General features: G+C 40.8%; 29 protein-coding genes. 23 read left to right on the forward strand and 6 right to left on the reverse strand.

Translation table 11 applies throughout. From position 1 onward, the window contains the following. Positions 1–140: 140 nt before the first annotated feature. Positions 141–389, reverse strand: coding sequence for a DUF3951 domain-containing protein (locus tag ACFWMP_RS14380; RefSeq protein ID WP_339241636.1), 249 nt, complete (start codon positions 387–389; stop codon positions 141–143). A gap of 173 nt (positions 390–562) precedes the next feature. Here ACFWMP_RS14380 and ACFWMP_RS14385 point away from each other — a divergent pair, with 173 nt between their 5' ends. From ACFWMP_RS14385 to ACFWMP_RS14395, 3 genes are all read left to right on the forward strand, one after another. Continuing rightward, positions 563–760: a hypothetical protein gene (locus tag ACFWMP_RS14385; RefSeq protein WP_379424035.1), complete on the forward strand. Its 198-nt coding sequence runs from the start codon at positions 563–565 to the stop codon at positions 758–760. A 620-nt stretch (positions 761–1,380) separates the two neighbouring features. Further along, entirely contained in the window at positions 1,381–1,560 is a 180-nt protein-coding gene (locus tag ACFWMP_RS14390) for a hypothetical protein (RefSeq protein WP_076283524.1), read from the forward strand. A gap of 133 nt (positions 1,561–1,693) precedes the next feature. Then, entirely contained in the window at positions 1,694–1,879 is a 186-nt protein-coding gene (locus ACFWMP_RS14395) for a sigma factor-like helix-turn-helix DNA-binding protein (protein WP_076283525.1), read from the forward strand. Positions 1,880–2,079: 200 nt separating this feature from the next. Here the strand turns inward: ACFWMP_RS14395 and ACFWMP_RS14400 are convergent, their stop codons facing one another. Continuing rightward, the gene (locus ACFWMP_RS14400; RefSeq protein WP_379424036.1) at positions 2,080–2,883 is read right to left on the reverse strand and encodes a hypothetical protein; all 804 of its coding nucleotides are present in this window, start codon (positions 2,881–2,883) and stop codon (positions 2,080–2,082) included. Between the two features lie 330 nt (positions 2,884–3,213). On the opposite strand from ACFWMP_RS14400, the gene ACFWMP_RS14405 reads away from it, so the two are divergent. The 5 genes from ACFWMP_RS14405 (at position 3,214) to ACFWMP_RS14425 (ending at position 6,506) form a co-directional block, all read left to right on the forward strand. Further along, positions 3,214–3,501 (forward strand): phage portal protein, encoded by a 288-nt coding sequence (locus ACFWMP_RS14405; protein ID WP_379424037.1) that lies wholly within the window; start codon positions 3,214–3,216, stop codon positions 3,499–3,501. Between the two features lie 498 nt (positions 3,502–3,999). Further along, positions 4,000–4,203: a DUF5316 family protein gene (locus ACFWMP_RS14410; RefSeq protein ID WP_379424038.1), complete on the forward strand. Its 204-nt coding sequence runs from the start codon at positions 4,000–4,002 to the stop codon at positions 4,201–4,203. 266 nt (positions 4,204–4,469) lie between these two features. After that, on the forward strand, positions 4,470–5,093 hold the full coding sequence (locus tag ACFWMP_RS14415) for a DUF4352 domain-containing protein (protein WP_339265098.1): 624 nt from the start codon (positions 4,470–4,472) through the stop codon (positions 5,091–5,093). A 133-nt stretch (positions 5,094–5,226) separates the two neighbouring features. Beyond that, positions 5,227–5,727, forward strand: coding sequence for a cupin domain-containing protein (locus tag ACFWMP_RS14420; RefSeq protein WP_052404320.1), 501 nt, complete (start codon positions 5,227–5,229; stop codon positions 5,725–5,727). Beyond that, on the forward strand, positions 5,700–6,506 hold the full coding sequence (locus ACFWMP_RS14425) for an MBL fold metallo-hydrolase (protein WP_379424039.1): 807 nt from the start codon (positions 5,700–5,702) through the stop codon (positions 6,504–6,506). Before ACFWMP_RS14420 ends, ACFWMP_RS14425 begins: the two co-directional genes overlap by 28 nt. 123 nt (positions 6,507–6,629) lie before the next feature. Here ACFWMP_RS14425 and ACFWMP_RS14430 read toward each other — a convergent pair whose 3' ends face one another. From ACFWMP_RS14430 to lexA, 4 genes are all read right to left on the reverse strand, one after another. Continuing rightward, a complete protein-coding gene (locus ACFWMP_RS14430; RefSeq protein WP_339241622.1) occupies positions 6,630–7,208 on the reverse strand; it encodes a hypothetical protein in 579 nt (192 codons plus the stop codon). A gap of 234 nt (positions 7,209–7,442) precedes the next feature. Beyond that, on the reverse strand, positions 7,443–7,823 hold the full coding sequence (locus ACFWMP_RS14435) for a hypothetical protein (RefSeq protein WP_042188853.1): 381 nt from the start codon (positions 7,821–7,823) through the stop codon (positions 7,443–7,445). 149 nt (positions 7,824–7,972) lie between these two features. Next, positions 7,973–8,311, reverse strand: coding sequence for a L,D-transpeptidase (locus ACFWMP_RS14440; protein WP_042188851.1), 339 nt, complete (start codon positions 8,309–8,311; stop codon positions 7,973–7,975). Positions 8,312–8,584: 273 nt separating this feature from the next. Then, complete coding sequence (gene lexA, locus ACFWMP_RS14445; RefSeq protein ID WP_042188849.1) at positions 8,585–9,211, reverse strand: transcriptional repressor LexA; 627 nt, start codon at positions 9,209–9,211, stop codon at positions 8,585–8,587. Between the two features lie 295 nt (positions 9,212–9,506). Between lexA and ACFWMP_RS14450 the strand changes: the two genes are divergently transcribed. The 15 genes from ACFWMP_RS14450 to ACFWMP_RS14520 all read left to right on the forward strand — a co-directional run bounded on the left by ACFWMP_RS14450 (position 9,507) and on the right by ACFWMP_RS14520 (position 23,870). Then, a complete protein-coding gene (locus tag ACFWMP_RS14450; RefSeq protein WP_339241620.1) occupies positions 9,507–9,920 on the forward strand; it encodes a LysM peptidoglycan-binding domain-containing protein in 414 nt (137 codons plus the stop codon). A gap of 109 nt (positions 9,921–10,029) precedes the next feature. After that, positions 10,030–10,239 carry a DUF896 domain-containing protein gene (locus tag ACFWMP_RS14455; protein WP_042188845.1) on the forward strand — a complete coding sequence of 70 codons (210 nt, stop codon included), beginning with the start codon at positions 10,030–10,032 and terminating at the stop codon, positions 10,237–10,239. Positions 10,240–10,288: 49 nt separating this feature from the next. Then, on the forward strand, positions 10,289–10,816 hold the full coding sequence (locus ACFWMP_RS14460; RefSeq protein WP_339241616.1) for a hypothetical protein: 528 nt from the start codon (positions 10,289–10,291) through the stop codon (positions 10,814–10,816). A 33-nt stretch (positions 10,817–10,849) separates the two neighbouring features. Continuing rightward, on the forward strand, positions 10,850–11,635 hold the full coding sequence (locus tag ACFWMP_RS14465) for an HAD family hydrolase (RefSeq protein ID WP_379424040.1): 786 nt from the start codon (positions 10,850–10,852) through the stop codon (positions 11,633–11,635). Positions 11,636–11,883: 248 nt separating this feature from the next. Further along, positions 11,884–12,315: a FixH family protein gene (locus ACFWMP_RS14470; RefSeq protein WP_052404319.1), complete on the forward strand. Its 432-nt coding sequence runs from the start codon at positions 11,884–11,886 to the stop codon at positions 12,313–12,315. A 174-nt stretch (positions 12,316–12,489) separates the two neighbouring features. After that, positions 12,490–15,867, forward strand: coding sequence for a methionine synthase (gene metH, locus ACFWMP_RS14475; RefSeq protein WP_379424307.1), 3,378 nt, complete (start codon positions 12,490–12,492; stop codon positions 15,865–15,867). Positions 15,868–16,011: 144 nt separating this feature from the next. Continuing rightward, positions 16,012–16,959 carry a ribonuclease Z gene (gene rnz, locus ACFWMP_RS14480; protein ID WP_379424041.1) on the forward strand — a complete coding sequence of 316 codons (948 nt, stop codon included), beginning with the start codon at positions 16,012–16,014 and terminating at the stop codon, positions 16,957–16,959. A gap of 283 nt (positions 16,960–17,242) precedes the next feature. Beyond that, a complete protein-coding gene (locus ACFWMP_RS14485; RefSeq protein WP_379424042.1) occupies positions 17,243–18,031 on the forward strand; it encodes an HAD-IIA family hydrolase in 789 nt (262 codons plus the stop codon). A gap of 46 nt (positions 18,032–18,077) precedes the next feature. Then, positions 18,078–18,893: an Fpg/Nei family DNA glycosylase gene (locus tag ACFWMP_RS14490; protein ID WP_042188834.1), complete on the forward strand. Its 816-nt coding sequence runs from the start codon at positions 18,078–18,080 to the stop codon at positions 18,891–18,893. Further along, positions 18,883–19,740: a deoxyribonuclease IV gene (locus tag ACFWMP_RS14495; protein WP_042188832.1), complete on the forward strand. Its 858-nt coding sequence runs from the start codon at positions 18,883–18,885 to the stop codon at positions 19,738–19,740. Before ACFWMP_RS14490 ends, ACFWMP_RS14495 begins: the two co-directional genes overlap by 11 nt. 2 nt (positions 19,741–19,742) lie before the next feature. Then, on the forward strand, positions 19,743–20,087 hold the full coding sequence (locus tag ACFWMP_RS14500; RefSeq protein WP_339241608.1) for a cyclic-phosphate processing receiver domain-containing protein: 345 nt from the start codon (positions 19,743–19,745) through the stop codon (positions 20,085–20,087). Beyond that, positions 20,084–20,407: a thioredoxin family protein gene (locus ACFWMP_RS14505; protein ID WP_339241605.1), complete on the forward strand. Its 324-nt coding sequence runs from the start codon at positions 20,084–20,086 to the stop codon at positions 20,405–20,407. The genes ACFWMP_RS14500 and ACFWMP_RS14505 overlap by 4 nt, the downstream gene beginning before the upstream one ends. Then, a complete protein-coding gene (locus tag ACFWMP_RS14510) occupies positions 20,407–21,189 on the forward strand; it encodes an ABC transporter ATP-binding protein (protein ID WP_379424308.1) in 783 nt (260 codons plus the stop codon). Before ACFWMP_RS14505 ends, ACFWMP_RS14510 begins: the two co-directional genes overlap by 1 nt. Further along, on the forward strand, positions 21,186–22,253 hold the full coding sequence (locus ACFWMP_RS14515) for an SAM-dependent methyltransferase (RefSeq protein WP_339241603.1): 1,068 nt from the start codon (positions 21,186–21,188) through the stop codon (positions 22,251–22,253). The genes ACFWMP_RS14510 and ACFWMP_RS14515 overlap by 4 nt, the downstream gene beginning before the upstream one ends. A gap of 117 nt (positions 22,254–22,370) precedes the next feature. Then, positions 22,371–23,870, forward strand: a complete 1,500-nt coding sequence (locus ACFWMP_RS14520) for a serine/threonine protein kinase (protein WP_379424043.1) — start codon at positions 22,371–22,373, stop codon at positions 23,868–23,870. Positions 23,871–24,111 lie beyond the last annotated feature (241 nt).

The raw sequence follows: 24,111 nt of genomic DNA on the forward strand, positions 1-24,111 counted from the left end.
TAACACCTCATTAATAGTTATTGTTTTATTATAACAAACTAAAAAAAGAACTTATTTGAAGTTATTTACTGCGCAGTATGAAGATACATGACATTAAGGGATAGAGGAGGTTACAGCACTCCTCTCCCACATATTGCGAATCAGGGAAGAGAAGTTCGTTTTGATAACGAAATGATGTTTTTGTCCTTATCATCACCATGGTCCGCATTTTCTTCTATCTCTTTTTTCTCATCGTGAAACTCAATATGAGAATAGGCCGTGATGTAGTCAAATGGAGTGTAATTATTACTTGGTAATTTTCTTGTAAGTAATATCTTGACAATGATGATTCCTAATGAGAAATAGAAAATGGCTCCTACTCCAACCAACATGAATTGTACTAAGTTCATTGTTAACACCACCTTTGTTTGATTTTATAATTTAATGTTAATATTTACAAGTTTACCGAGATTTGATGCACATTACGAAGATACATAGACAGAGAGGGTTAATAGCCCTCCTTTCCCACAAGGAGGATATAAGAGATAGTTTGGCTGTACTGAACTATAAGGGGGCTGAGATAATGGGCAAGGTCGCGGTAATGCCGAAATACCCCTGCACCTTCTGCCGAAAGAACGAAGCTACTCAATTGTGTGACTTTGTAGTCGGTTACTCATGGACTTCTGCTAAAGATGAACGGGGACGGATGATAGGAAGATACCACGAAACATGTGATAACGCCTATTTGCAAAGAGTGTGCCACAACAGTCTCTTGGTTTGAGTTTTGTCCGTAATGCAACGAGCTACATGCCACGATCCAGAAGCAACATGATAAACGGAGAAGCAAAGTGAACATTGATATAGCTTATGGGAGATATAAAGGTTAGGGGGCTGAGACCCCACACATTTAGGTATAAGGGGGAGGAGAGGATATGAGCAAACCGATCAAGTTTCGAGCTTTGAAAGATATCTATTGGGATGATTGGGGCCATATGGGTACAGCCCTTTCTACGATGTGAGTGATGGGTTAGATCAAGTTGAGTACGAATTAATTTAAGTGGCACTACAGGCCGTCTGGCCATCGAGTCAGACTGAGTAATCCCAGTAAAACGGGGGCCGGATAATCTTCAGTTCTTACCCATTAATGATATACCATAGTAATCCATAAGCTATTCCGAAGTAAGCAATCACACCCAGCAAAGAGATGGACAAAAGAATAATGATAACTTTCTTGCCGTTCATAAAATTCACCTCTTAATTCGAATAAAAAACCTTTCCCAATTTTTAGTGTAGGGAAGAGGCCAAGAAAGAAAGATTAGGCACAGCCCTCATCATCCAACTTGATTATAAATTAAATAAATACTTACCATCAATTGATTTTATAACTGGAAGTCATACCTAATGAGCGATTGGTACTTAGGAATTAAAAGCAAAGAGAAAGAAACATCAGGCGGTAGGCAAGGAGTCATTAAAAACTCGCAATTGTCTCCAGAGGAAAAGGCAGGGTTAGATCTAAAGTATCGACGCCCAACAGGGAAAGCAGTAGAGAGACCATTCGTTATTAAGGGGTCAGTGGAATGAAATACAAGGAAACTCAAAAAGCATTGGCTGATGGGCATAGACAATTTATTTTTACTGCAAGCCCCCAGCATGGATGGAATATCTGACAGCCTATGAAGTAGAGTTTCAATAGGAAGAATAGGAAGGACGATGTTTGCAACCTCATGAACAATACGCTATTGAGGATGCTATGCATGATTTATCTGAGAGAGAAAGGCAATGCTTCGTTCTACATCACGGTTGCAGAATGTCATTAAAACAGATTTCTCAAGAACTAGACACCAAAAAAAGCACGGTTCAATCTTTATCTGGATCGAGCTACAACCAAAGTAGAGATTAACAAGGGAATGAGTTTATTTCTCCAATGTGTCTAGCCTTGCCGTACGCCTGCCACCTATATATAGGAGGAACCTATTACATAAGGTTCCTCTATAGCAACTGTTTAACGTAAATGTGACCCGAATCCCATTATCGCGGTATATGGATTGCCCATACGGTATGTCACTACTTATTTTCTAGGTTGTAAGGGCATACCGTTTATTATTCTTCAAAAGGATATGAATTGTATTTATAACTCCAGTTCTCTTCAGGTAAAATAAGTAAATTATACACTTCTGTTTTTGTTGCTGTAAGGTTATCAACAATATCTAAGTATTCAAGGTTGACTTTAATTAAAGTTGGATCATCCTTGCTAGCTTTAGTGCTGATTAGTTTTATTTGATATTTATCTCTTATCTCTTTTAATCTTTCTTCAGAAACATTTCTTGGATCTGTAACTGATCCACTTGTAAAACCAAATTCAAGTATTACTGCATTTTCTAAACTCTTTAAATCGTGTTCAAAAGTCATTGGTTGCCCAATTAGTTGCTTTACATGCGCTAAATCTTCAAGATATTCGCTGTAGTGTTGTTTTTCTAAGTCAGAAAAACAATCATTAATATATCCATATAATGTATCATCATTTAAATCTGATTTTTCGTCACTAAATTGAGAATCAAAAACATCTTCAGCTAAATAATCATAAGGTTCAAGTAAGGATTTTAAACTCGTTATTTCACTTTCAGTAAAGAATTGTTTGTTTTTAAATTTTTCATCAAACTCTTTTACAATTTCTGTTGAAACTTTAAGCAAGTCTTTACTAACGTATCTATCATATTTTGAAGATAGATCAAGTGTAAAAGTCAAATCCGAGGCATTCTCGACTTGTGCTGGTAATTCTACTCCTTTTATATCAGCTACCACTTGAAGACTTTTTTGATGAAATGTTTGTAGTGGAGAACATGCGGTTACTGAAATTAGTGATGAAGTAGTTAAAATGATAAACAAAACATTTCTAAATTTCATAGAAAAGATAACTCCCTTTTATGTAAAATAATAAAAAGACATAGGTCCTACTAGTTTAACATTATCAGTAGGTAAATCGTACTAGAATTATTTAAAGAATGACATCTCCAAGCGCTTCATAACCCCCAAAGATGCAGAGGTGAGGCGTAGGAAAGTATATGGTGGAACGGCAAGTAAATACTTCCTAATGTCGAATAGATTTATATCAAGTCAAAGGGAGGAGATTGTTAAGTAAGATATAAATGAATGGTTATCATCCCAGGAACGTAAGGAAAAGCTTGCTGGTGAATGCTACTACCGGAATAAGGCTGATAACTAAAACGTAAGCGAATGTCCATTGGAGCAGATGGGGCGCTGGTAGAAGCTACAAACCTCGCTAATAATAAGATCGTTCACGGATTCTTGCGAAAGCTCGTTGATCAGAGAGCCGGTTATCTGCTGAGTAAGGAAATGAGCATCCAGACAAAGAACAAAGTTTATGATGAACTGTTGACAAGGATTTTTGATAAAGGATTTAAAAGACTATTAAAAAACCTGTTGAAGGAGAGCGTTAAAAAGGGGTGCGCATGGTTGCATGTTTATTTAAGAAGGGAGTGCCCTGTCAGCGATGGCTGTTGAGGCACTCCCTTCTTTTTGAGGATATTCTTGAGCAATAACGACAAACTGCATTAATTTAGTCGTCTGATTGGCTTATAGGTTCGCATACAAGGTTGCTAGCGGACTCAGCAAATCTTATTTGTAGCTTTATTCTGTTTTTGGCTTGCTATCGGACCGCGATGCAGTTATTGGCCTGAAAAGTACCCAATTATGCTCTAAAGAAGCAATAAGGTTACTGGAGTCCGAAACCATGCACAAAAGACGATTATTATGTAAATAACGTCAACTGAGTCCAAAACTCGAAGAAGAGGACTTTCTCCGTTAGTTGAGAAACTAAGTAGACACCAGAAGGGCCGCAATACCAATCGCCACAAAAATAGCACCTGAGCTCATACCCATGATTCCTCGATTATGTGTATTCTCGTCATACAACATTTTAATTTTTCCAATAGTAGTGGAGAATAATGTTAGAATATCTTATATATAGATATCCAATACTTTCCTGGGAGGAGTAATAATATGCGCATATTCATATATATGGGACTGGCTTTTTTTGTGATCTCTGGTATATGTGTTGGCGGATTTACGACTGGAGCTCAGCAAAGAGGGAATTTTTATTCGGAATCCAAAGAAGACCGTAAAATTAAAAACAAAGTAGCGAATTGGTCTGCTTTAGGAGGGGTTCTTTCCTTGGCTATAGCTGGACTAGTATATTTGTTGTGATATTTACCTCACTCAAATTCAAGAGTGGTAAAGAGTGCAATACATGACTTTTTACACGAACCTTTAGACCCTTGATGTCTTTGCCGTTGAGGTTTTTTATATTTATAGTTCTAGTAAAATGGAATTTATTATAACAGTCACAATTATTCTTATCATCTGACATTATTTTATATTTTTCTTGCAAAGGTATATCTTTCATAGGATAATATGGGTATATTTTCCTATCAAAAGTTGGAAATGGATATTATCTGAGAGGAAGTAGAATATTGAAAACAAAGAAACCTTTTTTTAAAAAATGGTGGTTTTGGCTTATTATTGTTTTTGTTGTAATAGGGGTGATTGGATCACAGGGGAATGATAGTGAACCTACAGTATCAAAATCAGAACCAGCAGTGGCAAAGGTAGATGATACTGCAGCAACAGAGAAACCGGTCGAAACGGAAAAGCCTACCAGCAAGCCTACTGAAGAGCCAAAGGAAACGATGATAACTGAAGTTGGACAAACCATCACAACTAAGAATTTTAAGCTTACAGTTGAGTCTCTGGAAAAGCCTAAGGGAAATGATTATGTACAACCATCAGAGGGTAATGAATTTGTAGAAATCGGAATTATACTTGAGAACATTTCCAGTAAAGATTATATGGTAAGCTCTATGCTAATGTTCAATGCATACCAAGACAGCTTCTCCATAAATGAAGATCTCTTGGCTCATACTTTGGATAGTCAAGTAGGAACAATGGACGGCGCTTTAGCTGCGGGAAAGAAAATTCGTGGCAAACTAGCTTACCAGCTTCCTAAGGATTGGAAAGAACTTGAAATCAATACTGATTTTACGGTTTTAAGTTTTAGTTCAGATGGAGAAATCAAAATCGTTCTTCAAAATAAATAGGATATCTCACATATAAGAGTCTCGCCAATGCTGGCGGGGCTTTTTTTATTGTTAAACCTGATAATCTGCATTTACATAAAGTACCAAACCGATTATATTGAAAGAAAAGCGTAATGGATGAGGGGTGTTATATTTGGCGAAGATTTTTAATGAAAATACAGTTTCATTTAAACAAAAGTTATCTCCGATCCCTGAGTTTGCTTGGCATACGAGTGAGAGGTTAGCTGAAATCGCTAATTCTAAACATCTTGTCTTCGACATAAGATCGCTTGATCCAGATAAGTATTCCTTTCCTTATCATTTTCATAGAAACGCTGAAGAAATATTTGTGATTTTGACGGGAAAAGCGATGTTAAGAACTCCCGAGGGTTTTAGTGAGGTTTCTGAAGGTGATGTACTATTTTTTGAAATAGGACCTGAAGGAGCGCATCAACTTTATAATCATACGGATGCCCCTTGCAAGTATCTTGATCTCCGAACGAACCAGGGCATAGATGTTTGCGAATATCCGGACTCAGGTAAAATCAACATTCTCCCCTATCAAGAAATTTATCAGGCAGATCAACAAGCGGACTATTATAAAGGAGAAGAGCAGGTAAGGGAGAAATGGAACGGAATGGAGGATCACACTTGATTCAAGATCGATGGTTCACAGTCACGAAAATTGATCCAATTACTTATGCAATCAGTGAATATGGACATTGGGAAAAGGTGCACTCTTTTTTGTTGTTAGGGAAAGAACAAGCGGTGTTGATTGATACGGGATTAGGCATCGATAATATAAAAAGAATAACGGATCAGTTAACGGATTTACCTATCGCTGTCATCACTACGCATGTGCATGCAGACCATATAGGCAGTCATGGACAATTTGAGACGATCTATGTTCATAAAGAGGATGAGGATTGGCTGATTAATGGAATACGAGGTTTGTCCCTTGCCCAGATCAGAAAAGATATGAGCCGAGATATTACTCTTCCTGTTCCTGAGACATTTGATCCTAATACGTATACGCCTTATCAAGGGAAACCAACAGCTCTATTGCGAGAGGGAGATGTACTTGACATAGGCGGGCGTAGATTAGAGATTTACCACACGCCGGGTCATTCACCAGGCCATGTCAGCATCTTTGATCATGCGAACGGGTATCTGTTTACAGGGGATTTATTGTATGATGTTACGCCAATTTATGCTTTTTATCCCTCTACTAGTCCGGCAGATTTAGTGGCTTCTTTAGAAAAGATTGCGCAAATTCCAAATGTATCTCAAGTATTCGGCTCTCATAATACTTTGGGTCTAGATCCAGATATTTTGCAAGAGGTAATGAAGGCAGTTCGTGAATTACGTGAACGGGATCTTGTTGCTCATGGTACGGGCATTCACCAATTTAACGGATTTAGTGTGCAATTTTAAAATGAATGTTGGATGCAGCGAAAACGGCCCCCTAAAAGGACCGTTTTTTGTCTTTCCTTAAGGTTTTCAAAATTTCTAATTAGGTAAAGTAAAGTGAAGTAATCAGAGGTGGAAGGGGGGCATTTATTCGGATACGATCGACCTGAAGAATGCATGCAATTGTTGGACTTGGGAGTAGGCTTCTTTGTACTGATTGTCGGATTGTTGAATGGGCAATAAACCTGGCAAGAAGGAGATACTATACACAGGTATTTCATTGCTGTTCATGTATATTTTAAGCGTAAGTTCCTCGATAACATCAGCCTCTTCGTCAACGTTATTAAGCACATTAATATCCGCACTCGAAGCAGTTGATTTGCTGTTTTGTTGTCGTTTAGATACTTTTGAAAGGGTTAGTGCGTTAACAACAATCTCTGATCCCATTATATTGTCGAACGAGTATAGCTTTGCTATTGCTTTTTTGCTTGTTTTCGGATTGCTGGTACCTATTGCTATTTTTTTATAAGGTTCATTAAGGGCGATCAAGTGCGATTGATTGGGCGGAATGAATGTTTTGGTGAATATAATATTAAAAGATGAGGTTGCGTTTAACAGCTTAGAAAGTTCAGAAGAAGTAGATAGTTTTTTTAATTCTATAATAACGGCACTTAGAATTAAGACTCCTCCTACAATGGCAAACATATACATCAAGAAAATCAGCATGTAATCACACCTCCAAAGATTTCAGTAGAGCAAGATTTATTGCTTATTGAAAGATATGCCTGAATTCTCTCTACTAGTATCTGTTAAGAGCGAAAATCGTGGGAATTTAGAAACGACTACTGATTAGAAAAAGAGAAAGCACCCAGAGATCTGCCGATTTTGCGAGCTGAGTGCAAAATTGGGGCAACTGCTGGAGTGCTTTGTTGAGAGCTTTTTAAAATAAATATGTCAAAATCATAAGAAATTGAAGGCTGTGATTTGATCGGTATAAACAATTAGCTGTTTGTATTCGATCGGAGATTCATAGTGAGTATAGGGTCTTACAGAAACATCATTAAGGACTACAAAGTTATAGCTGAAATTTTTATCGGGATGTTCCGCACCTAAATAAGATATGTATTCATCTACAATGACATCATCCATTAGAGATTTTAAGTCAAAAACATCCTCTTTATTGGAGGTGGAAGGGGAGATGGTCCCTTGAATACTGCCGAATGAGGTGAGTAAATTTACTTTTTTTCCACTCGCTTGATCGTTGTTTAACAATAAGCCAGAGAGTTTAACAAGTGCATCGACTTTAAAATCGACGAGGGTTCTAATTTTTGAGTTGTTCAAAACGAGACACTTCCTTTCAATTTGAAATCCTGTTAACATTATTCGACATATAACCACATAATTCCTATTAGGTCATCAAAAATACATAAATACAAACACGCCCCCTCCATTGAACCATGAGTGAGGCGTGTTTATCTTTAGAGATAGATTTAATTCCTGATCGTTACTCGTGTTCCAATCGGAACAATCGCAGCTAGTGCTAACACATCTTCATTGTACATACGAATACAACCGTGGGATACTTCGTGCCCTATGGATGAGGGATCATTATTTCCATGTATCCCATAGTGAGGCTTAGATAGACCCATCCAAAAGACCCCAAATGGACCACCTGGATCGGGTTGTTTGTTAATGATTGTGAATTCACCGAGTGGTGATTGAGTTAACATTTTACCGATTCCGACTGGGAAACCCCTGATCACAATGTCGTTATCAAGAAGATAAAGCATACGCTGCGTCAGATCAACTATAATCCGGTAATTTGGCATTGTGTAACACTCCTTTCTAATTAAGATATGAGGAGGATGCCTAAACGGTTATTCATTAAAAATGGTCATTTTAGCTTATGGGAACAAATGTTCTGTGATTGATAAATGGAGTTTGATAACAATAAAAAAGCTGTTCTGCATTTGCAGAACAGCTTTTAAAAAAATAAAAGAAAGTATATATTTTTACGATATACCCTATCCTTATACTTCTCGTAGAAACGGATACCGTCCTTTAAAGGGCGGTATCCGTTTTCGCTTGGTAGGAGTGCATACTTAGTGGATATCTCGAAATAATCCGATAACTCTGCCGAGAATGGTCACGCGATTAAGGCGAAGAGGCTCGTACGCCGGATTCTCCGGCTGAAGACGTATATGATCACGTTCTTTATAAAAAGTCTTAACGGTTGCTTCATCTTCTTCGGTCATAGCTACAACGATATCTCCGTTATCAGCCGTTTGTTGTTGACGAACAATAACATAGTCGCCATTCATAATCCCAGCTTCGACCATACTGTCACCTTGAACCGATAACATAAATACTTTGTTATCTCCAACATAGTGAGTTGGAAGCGGGAAGTAGTCTTCAATATTCTCAGTAGCAGTGATAGGAACCCCGGCGGTAACCTTACCTACGACAGGAATGCGAGCGACGGTTTGCGCGAAATGATGGACATTCTCGGAATCCTCTTGGCCAAGCAATTCTATCGCACGAGGCTTCGTTGGATCTCGACGGATAAGTCCCTTCTTCTCTAGCCGATCTAAATGACCGTGAACTGTGGAGCTGGAAGCAAGACCAACAGCTTCTCCAATCTCCCGGACGGAAGGAGGATAACCCTTGCTGCGGACTTCGCTACGTATAAATTCCAGGATCGCCAGCTGGCGACTTGAAATCTTTGACATTGGAATCAACCCCATATAGTAATGTTTGGGAAAATTATAACATAGAACTACCGTTCGCACAAACATAAGTTCTAACTATTATAAATATTAATTCGAAAGAGTTAATAAATGGTAGTCTTGTATTGATTGCGTTTCCTTCAACTAAACGATAAGAGTGATTCTTTATATGAAGAATATGGTAAATATTAACCTCTGAAAAAAAGAGAACAATTGTTCTAAAATAGTATTGAACAAAACACATGTTCGTGTTATTATAATTTCAAAAGTAAGAACAAGTGTTTGGAGGATGATATTCATGTTAAAATACAGTACATACCGTAGCATCTACGATAAAGCCCCAGTGGTTGAATCTTTAGGACATAATCCTATTACCCGTTATTCAGCTCAGATTAAAGAGATAACAGAGCTTTTGCTTGAAGGCTTGATGCGTTTGTTCCGAAGAGATTTTGTTATTAAACTGACATTGATCATTGTGCTCGTACTATCAGGACTTACAGTAGTAGGTAATGTATTTGCAGGATCTACTACTTTAATGAAGGATGAGAAGCGCGTAGTGGTTGAACGTGGAGATACACTTTGGAGTATTGCTCTTGAGAATAAACCTTCTGATATGAAAACGGCTGTATATATAGAAGGAATTAAAAAATTCAATGGCATTAAAGGTAGTCAGATTAATGCTGGAGATATTCTCACTTTACCTATATATTAATATTCTAAGAACATAATAAGAGGACATGAAGAGCTTGCAGGGAGTAAACCTTGACAAGCTCTTTTTCTCATGGCAGAGTTAGAATTAATTTATAAGGGGAGGGAAAGTTTTGAATATTGATGAGTTGGTCGCGCGTATTAACGAATTGGCACGCAAACAGAAGAGCGTAGGCCTTAATCAAGAGGAAACGGCGGAACGCGCCAAGCTTCGTGAAATTTATTTGGGGAATATTCGCAATAACTTCCGAGCACAATTGAATACGATTGAATTGGTCGATAATGATGAGCATGAACAAGGTAACAAGGGGCGTAAGCATTAACACCCTGTTCCTTTTCATAGATATTACTGGATGACTAGGGGGAACGCATATGGCCCGTTCTTGGGAAAGAATGGTTCAACGCAACACGCAGCAAATTAATAAGCAAAGAAAGAAACAGGGGAAGGAAACGATTTACGCATCTAAATCTAAATCTCCTGGTAAGAACAGCGAAACCTTTAAAGGCCGTAACATTGCATTTCCAGTAGTGTTATTAGTGCTTGGTACTATGTTTTGGATGATTGGTTCAGTGGACCAGGCCAAAGGTAATGGTATGCTTATGAATTGGCTAGGAGTCGTTTTGTACTACTTACTAGCGGCACTTTTGTTCTTCCGACGTCCGTACTTGAAGGTAGAGAATGCTAGACTATCTACTATAAAATTCAACCGCGAACGGTATCTGCCAGCTTCTGATATTGAGAAAATCATCCTTTCGCGTGGAGCTGTTGTAATTAAGCATAAAGGCAAACGCACGAAATGGATTTTTACCAGACTTATGAATCGTTATGATACACATGCGATGGGGACTCGACTGGAAGCATTCGCAAAAGCTCACCAAATTGAAGTAGTTCACGAATAGAAATTAACCAGCCATGGGAGAGGGAGACCTGTAATGCCAATTTCCGCCGTACTATTTGACCTTGATGATACACTGCTCTGGGATGATCGGAGCGTTAATGAAGCATTTCGTTCTGCATGTGAAGCCGCTGGGGATACGATTGATCCACAAGAACTGGAACTTGCGGTGCGTAAAGAAGCCATTGGACTATATGAATCCTACGAAACGAACCCGTTTACAAAGATGATTGGGATTAATCCGTTTGAAGCACTTTGGGGGAACTTTACTGCAGGTGAACAGCCGGAATTCCGTCAATTGCAGCAGCTTGCACCGGGGTATCGTAAAGAGGCATGGCGTCGTGGTCTTGCAGTACTTGGTGTAGAGGACGAAGCTCTTGCTGAGACATTAGCAGCCAAATTCGCAGCAGAGCGTAGAAATCGACCTTACATCTATGAAGAAACGATTCAGGTGCTTGAAGAACTGAAGGGGAAAGTGAAGCTATTGCTTCTGACTAATGGATGCCCTGCATTGCAACAAGAGAAACTAGATGGCGTACCTGAAATCGTTCCTTTCTTTGATCACATCGTGATTTCTGGAAGCTTCGGAAAAGGAAAGCCGGATAAGGAAATTTTTCTGCATGCCCTAGAACTTTTAGATATTGCACCTGAGCAAGGAGTTATGGTCGGAGATAAGCTTACAACGGATATTCGTGGTGGGCTGGCAACAGGTTTGACTACAGTTTGGATTAATAGAAAAGGCAAACAGCCAGATCCGGAAATTCAGCCGGATTATGAAATCAAACATCTTGGAGAGCTTCTTTCATTAGTCCAATCTTTATAAAATTTCATTCATTTAAGCTTAAAGAAGGCAGTGAGTTCCTAGGTATCTAGGAGACTTGCTGTCTTTTTTATATCTACATCATATTTAATATGATAGATGAGATTTACTAGTATATGATTTAAGTCACAAGAGTTTAGCTGAATTGATGCGAAATACTGAAAAACCAATAATAATGTGTATAATAGATGGAGAATGTATAACATGAATTGGTAGATTCTTAGTAATCAATTCGACTGGGAGGAATCTAAATGAAGATTTCAAGAACAATAGTTCCTTTATTATTAGGTGCAACACTTTTAGTATTGGGAGGATGTTCATCAGACCAAACTAAACATTCTGGCGTACATAATATGAATATGAACATGGACATGTCTATGGAACCTATCAAGGTCGAGTTACATTGGAATCCTGAAGAGGTTGTTGTAAATCAGAAGGTGACCTTTGAAGCAGTGGTGACGCAAGACAACTTGGCAGTAGATGATGCGAAAGAGGTTCTGTTCGAAATTGTGAGTAAAGATGATAGTGAACAGAAAATTGAATTTAAAGGGAAGCTAGTCAGTGATGGAATCTATCAAGCAGAGGGAACACTAACGAAAGAAGGACAATATATTGTTACATCACACGTAACTGCTAGAACTCAGCATTCTATGCCTAATAAAGAACTCTCTGTAAAACCATAATTAAAAGAATAGCAATTCCTATGATTACAGATAATGCAGAGTGGAAAGGAAGGCTTTTCGAAATTCCTTTATTCTGCTAAACTTACTCTAATGTTTTACTGGGGGGACTATACGTTGGCTAAATATACACTTGAGGAAAGCTTACAACAAAGAATATTAATTCTAGATGGTGCAATGGGCACAATGATCCAACAGGTGCCTCTGACAGGTGAGGATTTTGGTGGGGAAGAATTGGACGGCTGTAATGAAATGCTAGTATTAACTCGTCCAGAAGTAATTCAGACGATTCATGAGCAGTATCTTGAAGCAGGTGCTGATCTCATTGAAACGAATACATTTGGTGCAACGTCTGTTGTACTTGCTGAATATGATATTCCGCAGCGGGCTCGTGAAATTAATCTGGTTGCAGCAAAGCTAGCTCGCAATGCCGTTGATAAATATGATACACCAGATCGTCCCCGCTATGTCGTAGGTGCGATGGGTCCTACAACAAAGACACTCTCTGTTACAGGAGGCGTCACTTTCCAAGAGCTCGTTGATAGCTACGAGGAACAGGCAGTGGCATTGATTGATGGTCAAGTAGATGCGTTATTGCTAGAGACCTCTCAGGATACGCTGAACGTGAAAGCTGGAAGTATAGGTATTCGAAATGCATTTGAGAAGACGGGTATCAAATTGCCAGTGATGATTTCGGGAACAATAGAGCCGATGGGTACCACACTTGCTGGTCAGAACATTGAAGCATTCTATATTTCTTTAGAACATCTGAAGCCTATCTCAATAGGTCTGAACTGTGCGACGGGTCCAGAGTTCATGCGTGATCATATTCGTTCACTTTCTGCAATCTCTTCAGCGGCTGTGAGTTGTTATCCGAACGCTGGACTGCCAGATGAGAATGGGCATTATCATGAATCTCCTGATTCTCTTGCGCGTAAAATTGCTGCGTTTGCAGAAAAGGGATGGCTTAACATTGCGGGAGGTTGTTGCGGAACGACACCGGAACATATCCGTGCTATGTCGGAGGCACTTTCACAATTCCCTCCACGTCCGCTTGCAGGAAATCATCCACCGGCACTTTCAGGGATTGAACCTATTTATATTGAGAACGACAACCGTCCATACATGGTTGGTGAACGTACGAATGTATTAGGGTCGCGTAAGTTTAAACGTCTTATCGTCGAAGGTAAATATGAGGAAGCCTCAGAAATTGCCCGTGCACAGGTGAAGAGTGGTGCTCAAGTTATCGACGTCTGCGTGCAAGATCCAGACCGTGATGAGATTGAAGATATTAAGCTGTTTCTAGAATTAGTTGTAAAAAAGGTTAAAGTTCCTTTGATGATCGATACTACCGATCCGAAGGTTATTGATCTGGCATTACAGTACTGTCAAGGTAAGGCGATAATTAACTCCATTAACCTTGAAGATGGTGAAGAAAAATTTGAGCTGGTCACTCCATTGATTCATAAGTATGGTGCAGCTATCGTAGTGGGTACGATTGATGAGACAGGACAAGCAATTAAGGCTACGGACAAACTGGAAGTTGCCAAACGCTCCTACGACTTACTAGTGAACAAATACGGATTAGCTGGAGAAGACCTTATTTTCGACACGCTTGTGTTCCCTGTAGGAACCGGGGATGAACAATATATTGGCTCTGCTAAAGAAACTATTGATGGGATTCGTTTAATCAAAGAAGCACTTCCAGGTGTTCATACGATCTTGGGGATCAGCAACGTTTCCTTTGGATTACCGGAAGCAGGACGTGAAGTGCTGAATTCAGTATTCCTCTATGAGTGCACTAAAGCTGGATTGGATTATGCGATCGTAAATACCGAGAAGGTAGAGCGTTATGCGTCTATTCCTGCTGAAGACCGTCGTCTTGCGGAGGAATTAATTTATAATACGAATGACGACACGCTTGCTGCTTTTGTAGCCGCCTTCCGAGGGAAAAAGGTTGAGAAAAAAGAGAAAATTTCTAACCTGTCACTAGAAGAGCGTCTGGCTTCATATGTAGTTGAAGGCACCAAAGAAGGACTTATTCCAGACCTTAATGAGGCGCTTACCAAATCAGGACCTTTGGAGATTATCAATGGCCCGCTAATGGCCGGAATGTCAGAGGTTGGACGGCTGTTTAATAACAATGAGTTGATTGTTGCTGAGGTGCTGCAAAGCGCTGAAGTAATGAAGGCTTCTGTTGGTCATTTAGAGCAGTTTATGAAGAAGGATGAGACATCGGTAAAAGGTAAGATCATGCTGGCAACTGTAAAAGGGGACGTGCATGATATAGGTAAGAATCTGGTGGAGATCATCTTATCCAATAATGGTTATCAGATCATTAATTTGGGTATAAAAGTACCACCTGAGACCATTATCGAAGCGTTTCGTCGTGAAAAAGCCGATGCGATCGGATTGTCTGGACTACTTGTAAAATCGGCACAGCAGATGGTGCTGACTGCGCAAGACCTACGCACGGCTGGGATTGATGTGCCTATTATGGTAGGTGGTGCTGCCTTGACCCGAAAGTTCACCAAAACACGTATCCGGCCGGAATATGATGGACTGGTATTATATGCTAAGGATGCTATGGATGGACTCGATATTGCTAATCGGCTTATGAATCCTGTTGAACGGGAGAAAATTGCCGAGGAAATTCGAGTGGAAGCAGAATCCGCAGTGGCAGTTGCTCCTAAGCAAGAGCTTCCTACGCTGACTAGAGCTGTACGCTCCAAAATTTCTCCAGATGCACCTGTATTTGTTCCACCCGATTTAGAGCGCCATGTCATTCGTAATTATCCATTGGGGCATATTATCCCTTATGTGAACATGCAAATGCTGCTCGGTCACCATCTGGGGCTACGAGGTTCTGTAGAGGCGCAATTAGTTGCTGGTGATAAGCGGACTGTGGAGTTGAAAGGTACTGTCGATGACATTCTACATCAAGCGATGCTGGAAGGTACGATTACTCCTCATGCGATGTATCAATTCTTTCCGGCACAATCAAGTGGTAACGATATTATCGTGTATAATCCACAGAATACAGCCGAGATTCTGCATACCTTTACTTTCCCAAGACAAGGTGTTGAGCCTTATCTCTGTCTAGCGGACTTTTTGAAGTCGGTCGACAGTGGAATGATGGACTATGTTGGATTCCTCGTGGTAACAGCGGGACACGGTGTTCGTGAGCTCTCTACAGCCCTTAAGGATAATGGCGATTATTTACGCTCACATGCGTTACAATCTGTAGCGCTGGAAGTAGCAGAAGGATTAGCGGAGCGTGTTCATCACATGATGCGTGATACATGGGGCTTCCCAGATCCTGCAGATATGACCATGAAACAAAGACATGGGGCAAGATATCAAGGGATTCGTGTATCCTTTGGTTATCCTGCATGCCCAGATCTGGAAGATCAGGGACCACTATTTAAACTATTATCCCCAGAGGATATCGGTGTTCACCTTACAGAAGGCTTTATGATGGAGCCTGAGGCTTCCGTTTCGGCGATGGTATTCGCTCATCCAGAAGCACAGTATTTTAATGTAGAGAAGCTGTAATTCTTTCATTTATACACCCGGTCTGTAGGGGGATTGTATCCCTTTCAGCGGAACCTCCCGTAACTGGGGGGTTTTTTGCTGGAAGAAGGACGTTTAGAATAGATAAGAGATTGTTCAGCCGTTAAGATGAAGGGAGGACAAAGGATGGAATTATATTTTTTAGGTACGAATGCAGGGGTACCAACTATACAACGCAATGTAACGTCGATTGCATTAAGACTTCTGGAAGAACGCCGTAGCATTTGGATGTTCGATTGCGGGGAAGGGACTCAGCATCAGGTTCTTCGCTCACCGATTCGCCTAGGGAAGCTGGAAAAGCTATTTATTACACACTTACACGGAGATCATCTATTTGGTCTTCCAGGTTTATTATCTAGTCGTGGTTATCAGGGAGGGACTTCTCCTTTAACGGTTTATGGTCCACCTGGATTGAAGGCATACTTAGATATATCCTTAGCTGTGAGCCAATCCCGAATTCCATACAAGATTGAGATTGTCGAGCATACAGGAGGAACGGTATTTGAGGATGATGGTTTTAAAGTGGAGGCAGCATTATTAGAGCATCGTATTGATAGCTATGGTTACCGGGTAACGGAAAAGGATAGTCCTGGGAGCCTCAATACGGAATTACTAAAGAGTTATGGCTTAAAGCCTGGACCGTTATATGGAAAATTAAAAAAAGGTGAAGATGTTATAACGGATGACGGTGTTCGTATCTGCGCTGCTGAAGTTGTTAGAGAACCTAAAAGAGGGCGTATTGTTACGATCTTGGGAGACACAAGACCTTGTTCAGGAGCTTTAGAACTCTCACTTCATGCAGACCTTATCGTTCATGAAGCAACCTTTGCTCATGATCTGGCAGAAATGGCGTATCAATACCATCACAGTACCGCACGTCAAGCTGCAGAGCTAGCAAAGGAAGCCAATGCAGGCCAACTATTGTTGACTCATTTCAGCTCTCGTTACAGTTCGTCTGAAGAGTTAATTCCTTTGCTGGAAGAAGCTGAACTCATTTTTCCAGAGACATTATTAGCGGAGGAATTCGGCACATATCCAATTTATCGAAGACAAAACGGGCAATTGGGGAAATGATTATTTTCCGGGAAAGCGCAGGAAATGACAGTGCTATGCTAAAAAATGCTGGAAGAGTCTCTCGTTCGATTTCATTCGACGAAGTGTGTTAGATTTAAAGTAATTACAGCGTGAAAGAGGTACGAATGGCTGGAAATCTTGCCGAAAATAAACGGACAATACCACCAAACAAAAAGTATTATTAATCATTCTAAATCCAAGCTGGGCTTAGGTTGAATGTTTATTAATACCATTATTAATTTATCACATTAATTAATTTTTTATGGAAATAGAGGGATCTATAATGGGACAGATTAAAGGATTATTGATTGACTTAGATGGTACGTTATACCATGGGCATAAAATGATTCCTGGTGCTGATTTACTGATTAAAGGTCTGCGTGAAGTGGGCATTCCTTTTTTATTTGTTACCAACAATTCATCCCGTACAGCTGCTAATGTGGCTGCACATTTATGTGGAATGGGAATCGATGCGAAAGCTGAGGAGGTATGTACCTCATCAATGGCGGCCGCACGTTACATAGCTGAGGAATCACCTGGGGCTGCAGTGGCGATACTTGGAGAAGAGGGTTTGCATGTGGCTTGTACCGAAGCTGGGCTCCGCATTGTCACAGACTCACCCGATTATGTACTGCAAGGCATCGATCGCTCCTTCAACTATACGTCGCTCTCGCAAGCTTCATGCTGGATTCTGGGAGGAGCAAAGTTTGTACTCACTAACCCAGACTTAATGCTGCCATCAGATGATGGCATTATGCCTGGCGCAGGTACGATCGGAGCAGCCATCGAGGCTGCTAGTGGAGTGAGTCCGGTAGTGATTGGCAAGCCGGAATCCCATTTAATCAAATTTGCGACAGATCTTCTTGGTATAGAGCCTGAACATGCAGTGGTTGTCGGTGATAATATGCGTACAGATATAGCAGCTGGAGTAAATGCGGGCTGTCGTACAGTTCTTGTATTTACCGGATTAACCAATGCAGAAAATCTTGACCACTATAAAAACCTTACCGGAATCTCACCGGATGAAATTTGTGCCGATTTAACTGAACTTAAAACGTTTCTCGGTGTATAATAGCTAGGATCTTATTACTTCACCAACCTAGAAGGGACGATGAGCTATGCCGGAATTGCCGGAAATGGAGAATTATAGAAAGCTGCTTAGTCAGCATATTATAAATGTGCCAATATCTGATGTAATCGTGAACAGAGAAAAATCAATTAATATGGAAACAGAAGCTTTTAGAAATGCATTGATCGGTGCGCGTGTTGTTTTTGTTGAGCGGCGTGCCAAGTATATTTTGTTTCATCTTCATGATGGACGAAGACTACTTTTACATTTAATGCTTGGTGGAATACTTTTTTATGGCACGGAGGAAGAACGGCCGGATCGTAACACACAAGTCGAAATCGCATTTGGAGATCATATCCTTTACTTTATTGGACTTCGCTTAGGTTATATACATTTGCTGTCGGTGAAGGAAAGCGAAGCCACAATGGGTAAGCTTGGACCTGAGCTGCTGGATCGTCGGATGACGCTGGAAAGATTCACTGCATTATTAAAGGGACGGAGAGGTGCGCTCAAAAGCCTGTTAGTAAATCAGCATGTGATGGCTGGAGTCGGGAATTGCTATGCTGATGAGATTGCCTTTGAAGCTAGGCTTTTACCTTCTGCACTAGTACAAAATTTAACAACTGAATCTATAGCCCGTCTTTATGAGAGCATCCAAAAAGTACTGACTGAGGCGACTGAAATTGGTGGGTACATGGAAATGCCGTTTATGACTGGGGATACTGTTACAGGTTCATATAATAATCAATGTAAAGTGTATGATCGTGAAGGCGAGTCTTGTCTTCGTGATGGGGGAACGATTATCAAAACAGAGCAGTCTGGACGCAAAGTGTTTTATTGCCCAAACTGTCAGCATGACGAATAGCTCCAAAATAGGGGCACATGTTAGCATTCGCGGTGGTTATGGGAGAGCTGCCCGATTCGCTTGGGAGAGCGGTGCAACATGTTTTCAATATTTTCCTAAAAATCCGCGTAGTTTGAAACTTAAACAGGTAGATGTAAGAGATACGAGGGATTGTGCGCTCTTTTGCCAAGACAAAGGGATTGCTTCGATTGCTCACACACCCTATGGGATTAACATGGCGGCTGGTGTAGATGATGTTACTCCGCGAAAGGTTTATGTAGCCTCTCTCTTAAATGATCTGGAGATTGCAGAAGCTTGTGGTTCATTAGGCATCGTTGTTCATTTTGGACATTTTGGTGGAATGGAGCCGTTACAAGGCTATCAAAATATTATACAATGTATGAATGAGGTGCTTCAGTCCTGGGATGGACGTACTAAGCTGCTTATAGAGAATCAAGCGGGCAACCATGGAAATGAAGGAATTACACTTGAAGAACTCGTGAAAGTTCGAGAGCTTAGCCAATTTTCGGAGAAAATAGGATTTTGTTTGGACACCTGTCACGCTTACGCAGCTGGTATCTGGAACCCTGAGCGAACGGAAGACTTCCTTGAACGAGGAGAGCGACTTGGATTTTGGCCACATCTTGTTGCTGTTCATTTAAATGATTCTAAGTTTCCTTTCGACTCAAGACGCGACAGACATGCTGGAATCGGACAAGGACATATTGGAGAGCAGGGGCTGAAAAGCTTATTGTCCTCCAAGCTTTTACGAAGCTCAGCTGTTGTCATGGAAACGGAGAAGGGTGCGGATGGCAGTCACCGAAAAGAAATTGCTACTGTGCGTGGTTGGTTTGAAGCGGAGGCGTAATTGTGATTCATATCTATATGGATGATCTTCGAAAGGTACCTAAAGGGTTCGCTCTGGCTCGTTCGACGGAAGAATGTCTTCTAATGCTGCGTGAGTGCGAGGTGGATATTTTATCACTGGATTACGATATGGAACCGGGTGATTATTCGGGTGGAGAAGTTGCCAGACGGATCGTACTGGAAGGACTGTTCCCCCGAGAAATCTATTTGCACACTTCCAGTCTGTGGGGGCGAAAAGAAATGTATGAGATCTTATATACTGCTAAACCTGAGGGGATGCTTTTGGTAAATGGTCCCCTGAGTTCTGATAAGCTTCGCGATATCGCCGAGGAGACGGACTTGAAATGAAGGTAATGAATGAAGTGGAATTACTGGAGGCGCTCAAGAGTTCAGGAGAACCGCTTGTAGTATTCTTACACACTCCACTGTGCGGTACTTGTAAGGCTGCTGAACGGATGTTAGAGGTGGCGGCTCATCTATTGCCTGCTGAACTTCAAATGGTTGTAGGCAATGTGAACATGCTGCCGAATTTGGTACAACAATATCGTATTACGAGCGTTCCTGCACTACTTGTAGCTTCTGCAGAACGGGAAAATGATCCGAAAGTTTATTATTCCATGGTTTCAGTTGAGCGAGTGCTGGAATACATAAGGAGTGTTATATCATAATCATTTCATTACAACATTTATCTCTCCGCAGGGAAGAAAGCTTAATCTTGGACGATGTGTCGCTAGAAGTTAAAGAAGGTGAGAACTGGGTCATTTTGGGACGGAATGGCTCCGGTAAAACCACAATTTTAGAGATGATGACTGGTTATTTGTTTCCTAGCAAAGGGACTGTAGAAGTGCTGGGTTATAAATATGGACAATGTGATATACGTGAGGTTCGTAAAGAAATTGGCTATATCGGGCCTTCCTTGATGGAAAAGATGTCGTTAGAAGATCCGGTGTGGGAGGTCGTAGCAACAGGTGCTTACGCTTATTTGCGTTTCTACGAGACGATCCCCTCCGAAGTAAAAGAGAAAGCAATCAGCATGCTGGAAGATATGAATCTAGGCAATATGGCATTTCATCCTTTTGGGACCTTGTCACAGGGGGAACGTAAAAAGGCTATGCTGGCAAGATGTCTTATGGCTGACCCTAAGCTATTAATTATGGACGAGCCATGTGCCGGCCTTGATCTATATGAAAGGGAAAAAATGCTGGCTGAAATAGACAAGCTGAGACAGCGTAATGTTTCTGTAGTATACGTTACTCACCATGTGGAAGAAATTGTCCCGCTTTTCACGCATGTTGCATTAATCCGTGAGGGTAAGCTAGCTGGATCTGGACCGAAAGAAGAAGTATTAACGAAAGAAATGATCTTGGCCACTTATGATATTCCTGTTGATGTTGAATGGGATAGCGGTCGTCCCTGGATTAAAATTAGACCTGGAGGCAAAACGATTTGAACGATTTAAGACAAGATACCGAAGAGCAGAACATTGCTCCGGAAGAAGAAGTGTATTCCCGATATATTTGTACAGCTAATCACGGATTTGCGCCATATGCGCAAGAAGAGCTTCGCCGTTTATTCGGTGCTGTGAAGAGTACCTTGTTACTACCAGGAGAAATCTTTCTGGCTACATTGCAATCTGAACCAGAGGAAGTAACGCGCCTACTCACACAGAATCTTCCCATTTTCCTGCGTCATATACAGCCTGTTCAGTTTCAGGATGAAGGAACCATGGAAGCTCTACAGCGTTTAGCGGTGTATTTAAGTCGCCACACTGAGCTTGAGGGTGAAAAGGTATCCCTAAATGTTCGTAAAGGTGATCCTTCCTTCTGGCAGGACAGTCCAGGAGAACTTCGTGAATGGCTCCAAGAGCAATTGCAGAGCTTAGGCGCAGAATTTACTGTGCAAGAACCAGCCTGGGTTATTTCAGTCTACGCAGACGGGAATGCCTTATATGCAGGTGTGTCCAGACCAGAAGCTAATTTATCTAGCTGGAATGGCGGTGCCATCCGCTTTCGTAAGGAAGATGGACAAATCTCACGTGCTAAGTTCAAACTAATGGAAGCCGAGAAGGAGTTTGATATTCCTTTTTACAGCTTCCGTAATGCGTTAGATATTGGTGCTTCTCCAGGTGGGTGGACTTCTTTCTTACTGGAACGTGGAATGAAGGTTACTGCGGTTGACCCTGCGTTAATGCATGAGTCCCTTCGTAATTATCCGGGCTTGAAAATCCTTCGTAAAAACGCAGGAGAAGTAAAATTCCGGGACAATGAATTTGATCTGCTCGTGTGCGATATGAGCTGGAGTCCTAAGCTGATGGCGAAGCTAGTAACTGGGTTACTCCACAGTCTGTCACCGGGTGGAACAGCCATTGTGACCGTAAAACTAATGCATAAGAAACCACTTGCGATGATCAAAGAAATTATTGCGATGTTTGAAGGGGAGCGCATGCAGATTCAGCGTGCAAAGCAGCTATTCCATAATCGTGATGAAATTACACTTTATATGATTAAATACTAAACAAACAAATTTTAAATTTCTAAGGGAAAGCATCCCGTTATTAACGTGACCGTATTTTGCGGTAAGAACGTTAATGGCGGAAGCTTTCTCTTTTTTTTGCGAAAAGGGGGAGTAAGTTTGTATTTTGAGACGAAACTTAAGATTGGACAGGTTATTGATGACAGATACAGAATTACGGGCCATATTGGTTCAGGTGGGATGAGTAATGTTTATCTTGCGGAAGATTTGCGTCTAAAGGGTAAACGATGGGCTGTAAAAGAAAGCTTATGCTTAGATGAGCTGCATTCTGACATCCAAGCGGAAGCCGATATGTTAATTACACTAGACCACCCACGATTGCCGCGTATTGTCGATTTCTATCTTCCAGATCGAGAAGGGTATTCCTATTTAATCATGGACTATATTGAAGGTGTGAGCTTGAGTCAGCTAATGAAGGATAATCCCGGACCTTTGCCAAGTGACTTCATCATTCAGGCGGCTAAACAGCTTTTAGAAGTCCTTCAATATTTGCATAGTCATCAACCACCGATTATCTATCGTGATCTAAAGCCTTCAAATATCATGTTGACACTGCAAAAAGAGCTGATGTTAATTGACTTTGGGATCGCACGAAGCTACAAACACGGTATCTCTGAAGATACGGTTAAGCTTGGTACGGTTGGCTTCGCGGCACCTGAGCAATATGGAAGTGGGCAGAGTCAGCCGGTATCCGATTTATATGGACTAGGAGCATTAATTCTCTATATGGCAACTGGAGGGCAATGTAGTCAATGGGAGTCTGGGATGGAGGATCGGCTATATAACCATATGCCAGCTGGCATTATTCCAATCATAAGACGCTTATTACGACATCACCCGGAAGAGCGTTATCAGAATGCGGAAGCAGTTCTACAGATGCTAATTCGTATGGAGTCCGAAATGGTTAGAGTAAATGATTTTACTATTTCAGTCCCACATTCTCTAGAAAAGAGAAAAGCGATGGTCATTGCCATACTTGGAGTTGCTTCAGGTCTTGGAACAACACATACTTCATTCGCAGTGAGTAGCTTACTTGCACAGAAGGGGGCAACTGCATGGGTTGATTTTTCTCCTGATTCATCGGTTTATGAACGCATTCGCAGCATGTTACATACACAGATTACAACTGTTGCATCCAAGGATGAGATATCTGCTTTTTCATGGAAAGGGGTGCATTATTGGAAACGTCCTATTCACGGAAAAATGGCTGATTTGCTGAGAGGGGATTATCAATTTGTAGTGTTGGATCTTGGCGTTGGGGAATATGAAGGGGCGCTTGATGAGTTCAAATATAGCGATATGCCGATTCTAATTACTTCTGGTGCAGATTGGCGACTTGAAGATTTACTAGTGTGGCTTAGGCGTAAAAGGTTACAGCCTGAAACGAATTGGAGGGTGGGGTTACCACTCGCAGAACGCTCAACTGTACAACTGTTGCAGACGGCTATAGGTACAGATAAGATTTATGGACTACCTTTTCAGCAAGATCCATTCAAGCCTAAGGGGAAGTTGGTAGAAGAGATCAATGAAATGTTTGAGGGAGTATTAGATGTACCCAGTAAGGGGAAAAGCCGTAGTTTTTTTCAAAAGAAAGGCTGAATAAAGCGGTTCTCTATGCTTCCTCTTTTCACTCAACTAACTTTTAGTTCAGTGTTGCATTAAAGTGTGTTAAAATATATATTTATACGTGTTTTGAAAAATATAAGAAAGTATAAGTTTTACACTATACTTTACCTTTATATTTCTTGCATGAACGCTTACCGTCTTATAGGGACGCTGAAGACGTTTCTGCTTGAAATATAAGAAAGTATAAGCTTCACACTATACTTTATCCTTATAT

Source organism: Paenibacillus sp. NPDC058367, assembly GCF_042723305.1.
In the GTDB taxonomy this organism is placed as follows: Bacteria; Bacillota; Bacilli; order Paenibacillales; family Paenibacillaceae; genus Paenibacillus_AQ.

Bases quoted from the DNA above. Each gene is read 5' to 3' on its own strand.
- ACFWMP_RS14380 (WP_339241636.1), bottom strand. From the start codon at position 389: ATGAACTTAGTACAATTCATGTTGGTTGGAGTAGGAGCCATTTTCTAT.
- ACFWMP_RS14385 (WP_379424035.1), top strand. From the start codon at position 563: ATGGGCAAGGTCGCGGTAATGCCGAAATACCCCTGCACCTTCTGCCGA.
- ACFWMP_RS14390 (WP_076283524.1), top strand. From the start codon at position 1,381: ATGAGCGATTGGTACTTAGGAATTAAAAGCAAAGAGAAAGAAACATCA.
- ACFWMP_RS14400 (WP_379424036.1), bottom strand. From the start codon at position 2,883: ATGAAATTTAGAAATGTTTTGTTTATCATTTTAACTACTTCATCACTA.
- ACFWMP_RS14405 (WP_379424037.1), top strand. From the start codon at position 3,214: ATGTCCATTGGAGCAGATGGGGCGCTGGTAGAAGCTACAAACCTCGCT.
- ACFWMP_RS14410 (WP_379424038.1), top strand. From the start codon at position 4,000: ATGCGCATATTCATATATATGGGACTGGCTTTTTTTGTGATCTCTGGT.
- ACFWMP_RS14425 (WP_379424039.1), top strand. From the start codon at position 5,700: ATGGAACGGAATGGAGGATCACACTTGATTCAAGATCGATGGTTCACA.
- ACFWMP_RS14430 (WP_339241622.1), bottom strand. From the start codon at position 7,208: ATGCTGATTTTCTTGATGTATATGTTTGCCATTGTAGGAGGAGTCTTA.
- ACFWMP_RS14440 (WP_042188851.1), bottom strand. From the start codon at position 8,311: ATGCCAAATTACCGGATTATAGTTGATCTGACGCAGCGTATGCTTTAT.
- lexA (WP_042188849.1), bottom strand. From the start codon at position 9,211: ATGTCAAAGATTTCAAGTCGCCAGCTGGCGATCCTGGAATTTATACGT.
- ACFWMP_RS14450 (WP_339241620.1), top strand. From the start codon at position 9,507: ATGTTAAAATACAGTACATACCGTAGCATCTACGATAAAGCCCCAGTG.
- ACFWMP_RS14460 (WP_339241616.1), top strand. From the start codon at position 10,289: ATGGCCCGTTCTTGGGAAAGAATGGTTCAACGCAACACGCAGCAAATT.
- ACFWMP_RS14465 (WP_379424040.1), top strand. From the start codon at position 10,850: ATGCCAATTTCCGCCGTACTATTTGACCTTGATGATACACTGCTCTGG.
- ACFWMP_RS14470 (WP_052404319.1), top strand. From the start codon at position 11,884: ATGAAGATTTCAAGAACAATAGTTCCTTTATTATTAGGTGCAACACTT.
- metH (WP_379424307.1), top strand. From the start codon at position 12,490: ATGGGCACAATGATCCAACAGGTGCCTCTGACAGGTGAGGATTTTGGT.
- rnz (WP_379424041.1), top strand. From the start codon at position 16,012: ATGGAATTATATTTTTTAGGTACGAATGCAGGGGTACCAACTATACAA.
- ACFWMP_RS14485 (WP_379424042.1), top strand. From the start codon at position 17,243: ATGGGACAGATTAAAGGATTATTGATTGACTTAGATGGTACGTTATAC.
- ACFWMP_RS14490 (WP_042188834.1), top strand. From the start codon at position 18,078: ATGCCGGAATTGCCGGAAATGGAGAATTATAGAAAGCTGCTTAGTCAG.
- ACFWMP_RS14495 (WP_042188832.1), top strand. From the start codon at position 18,883: ATGACGAATAGCTCCAAAATAGGGGCACATGTTAGCATTCGCGGTGGT.
- ACFWMP_RS14505 (WP_339241605.1), top strand. From the start codon at position 20,084: ATGAAGGTAATGAATGAAGTGGAATTACTGGAGGCGCTCAAGAGTTCA.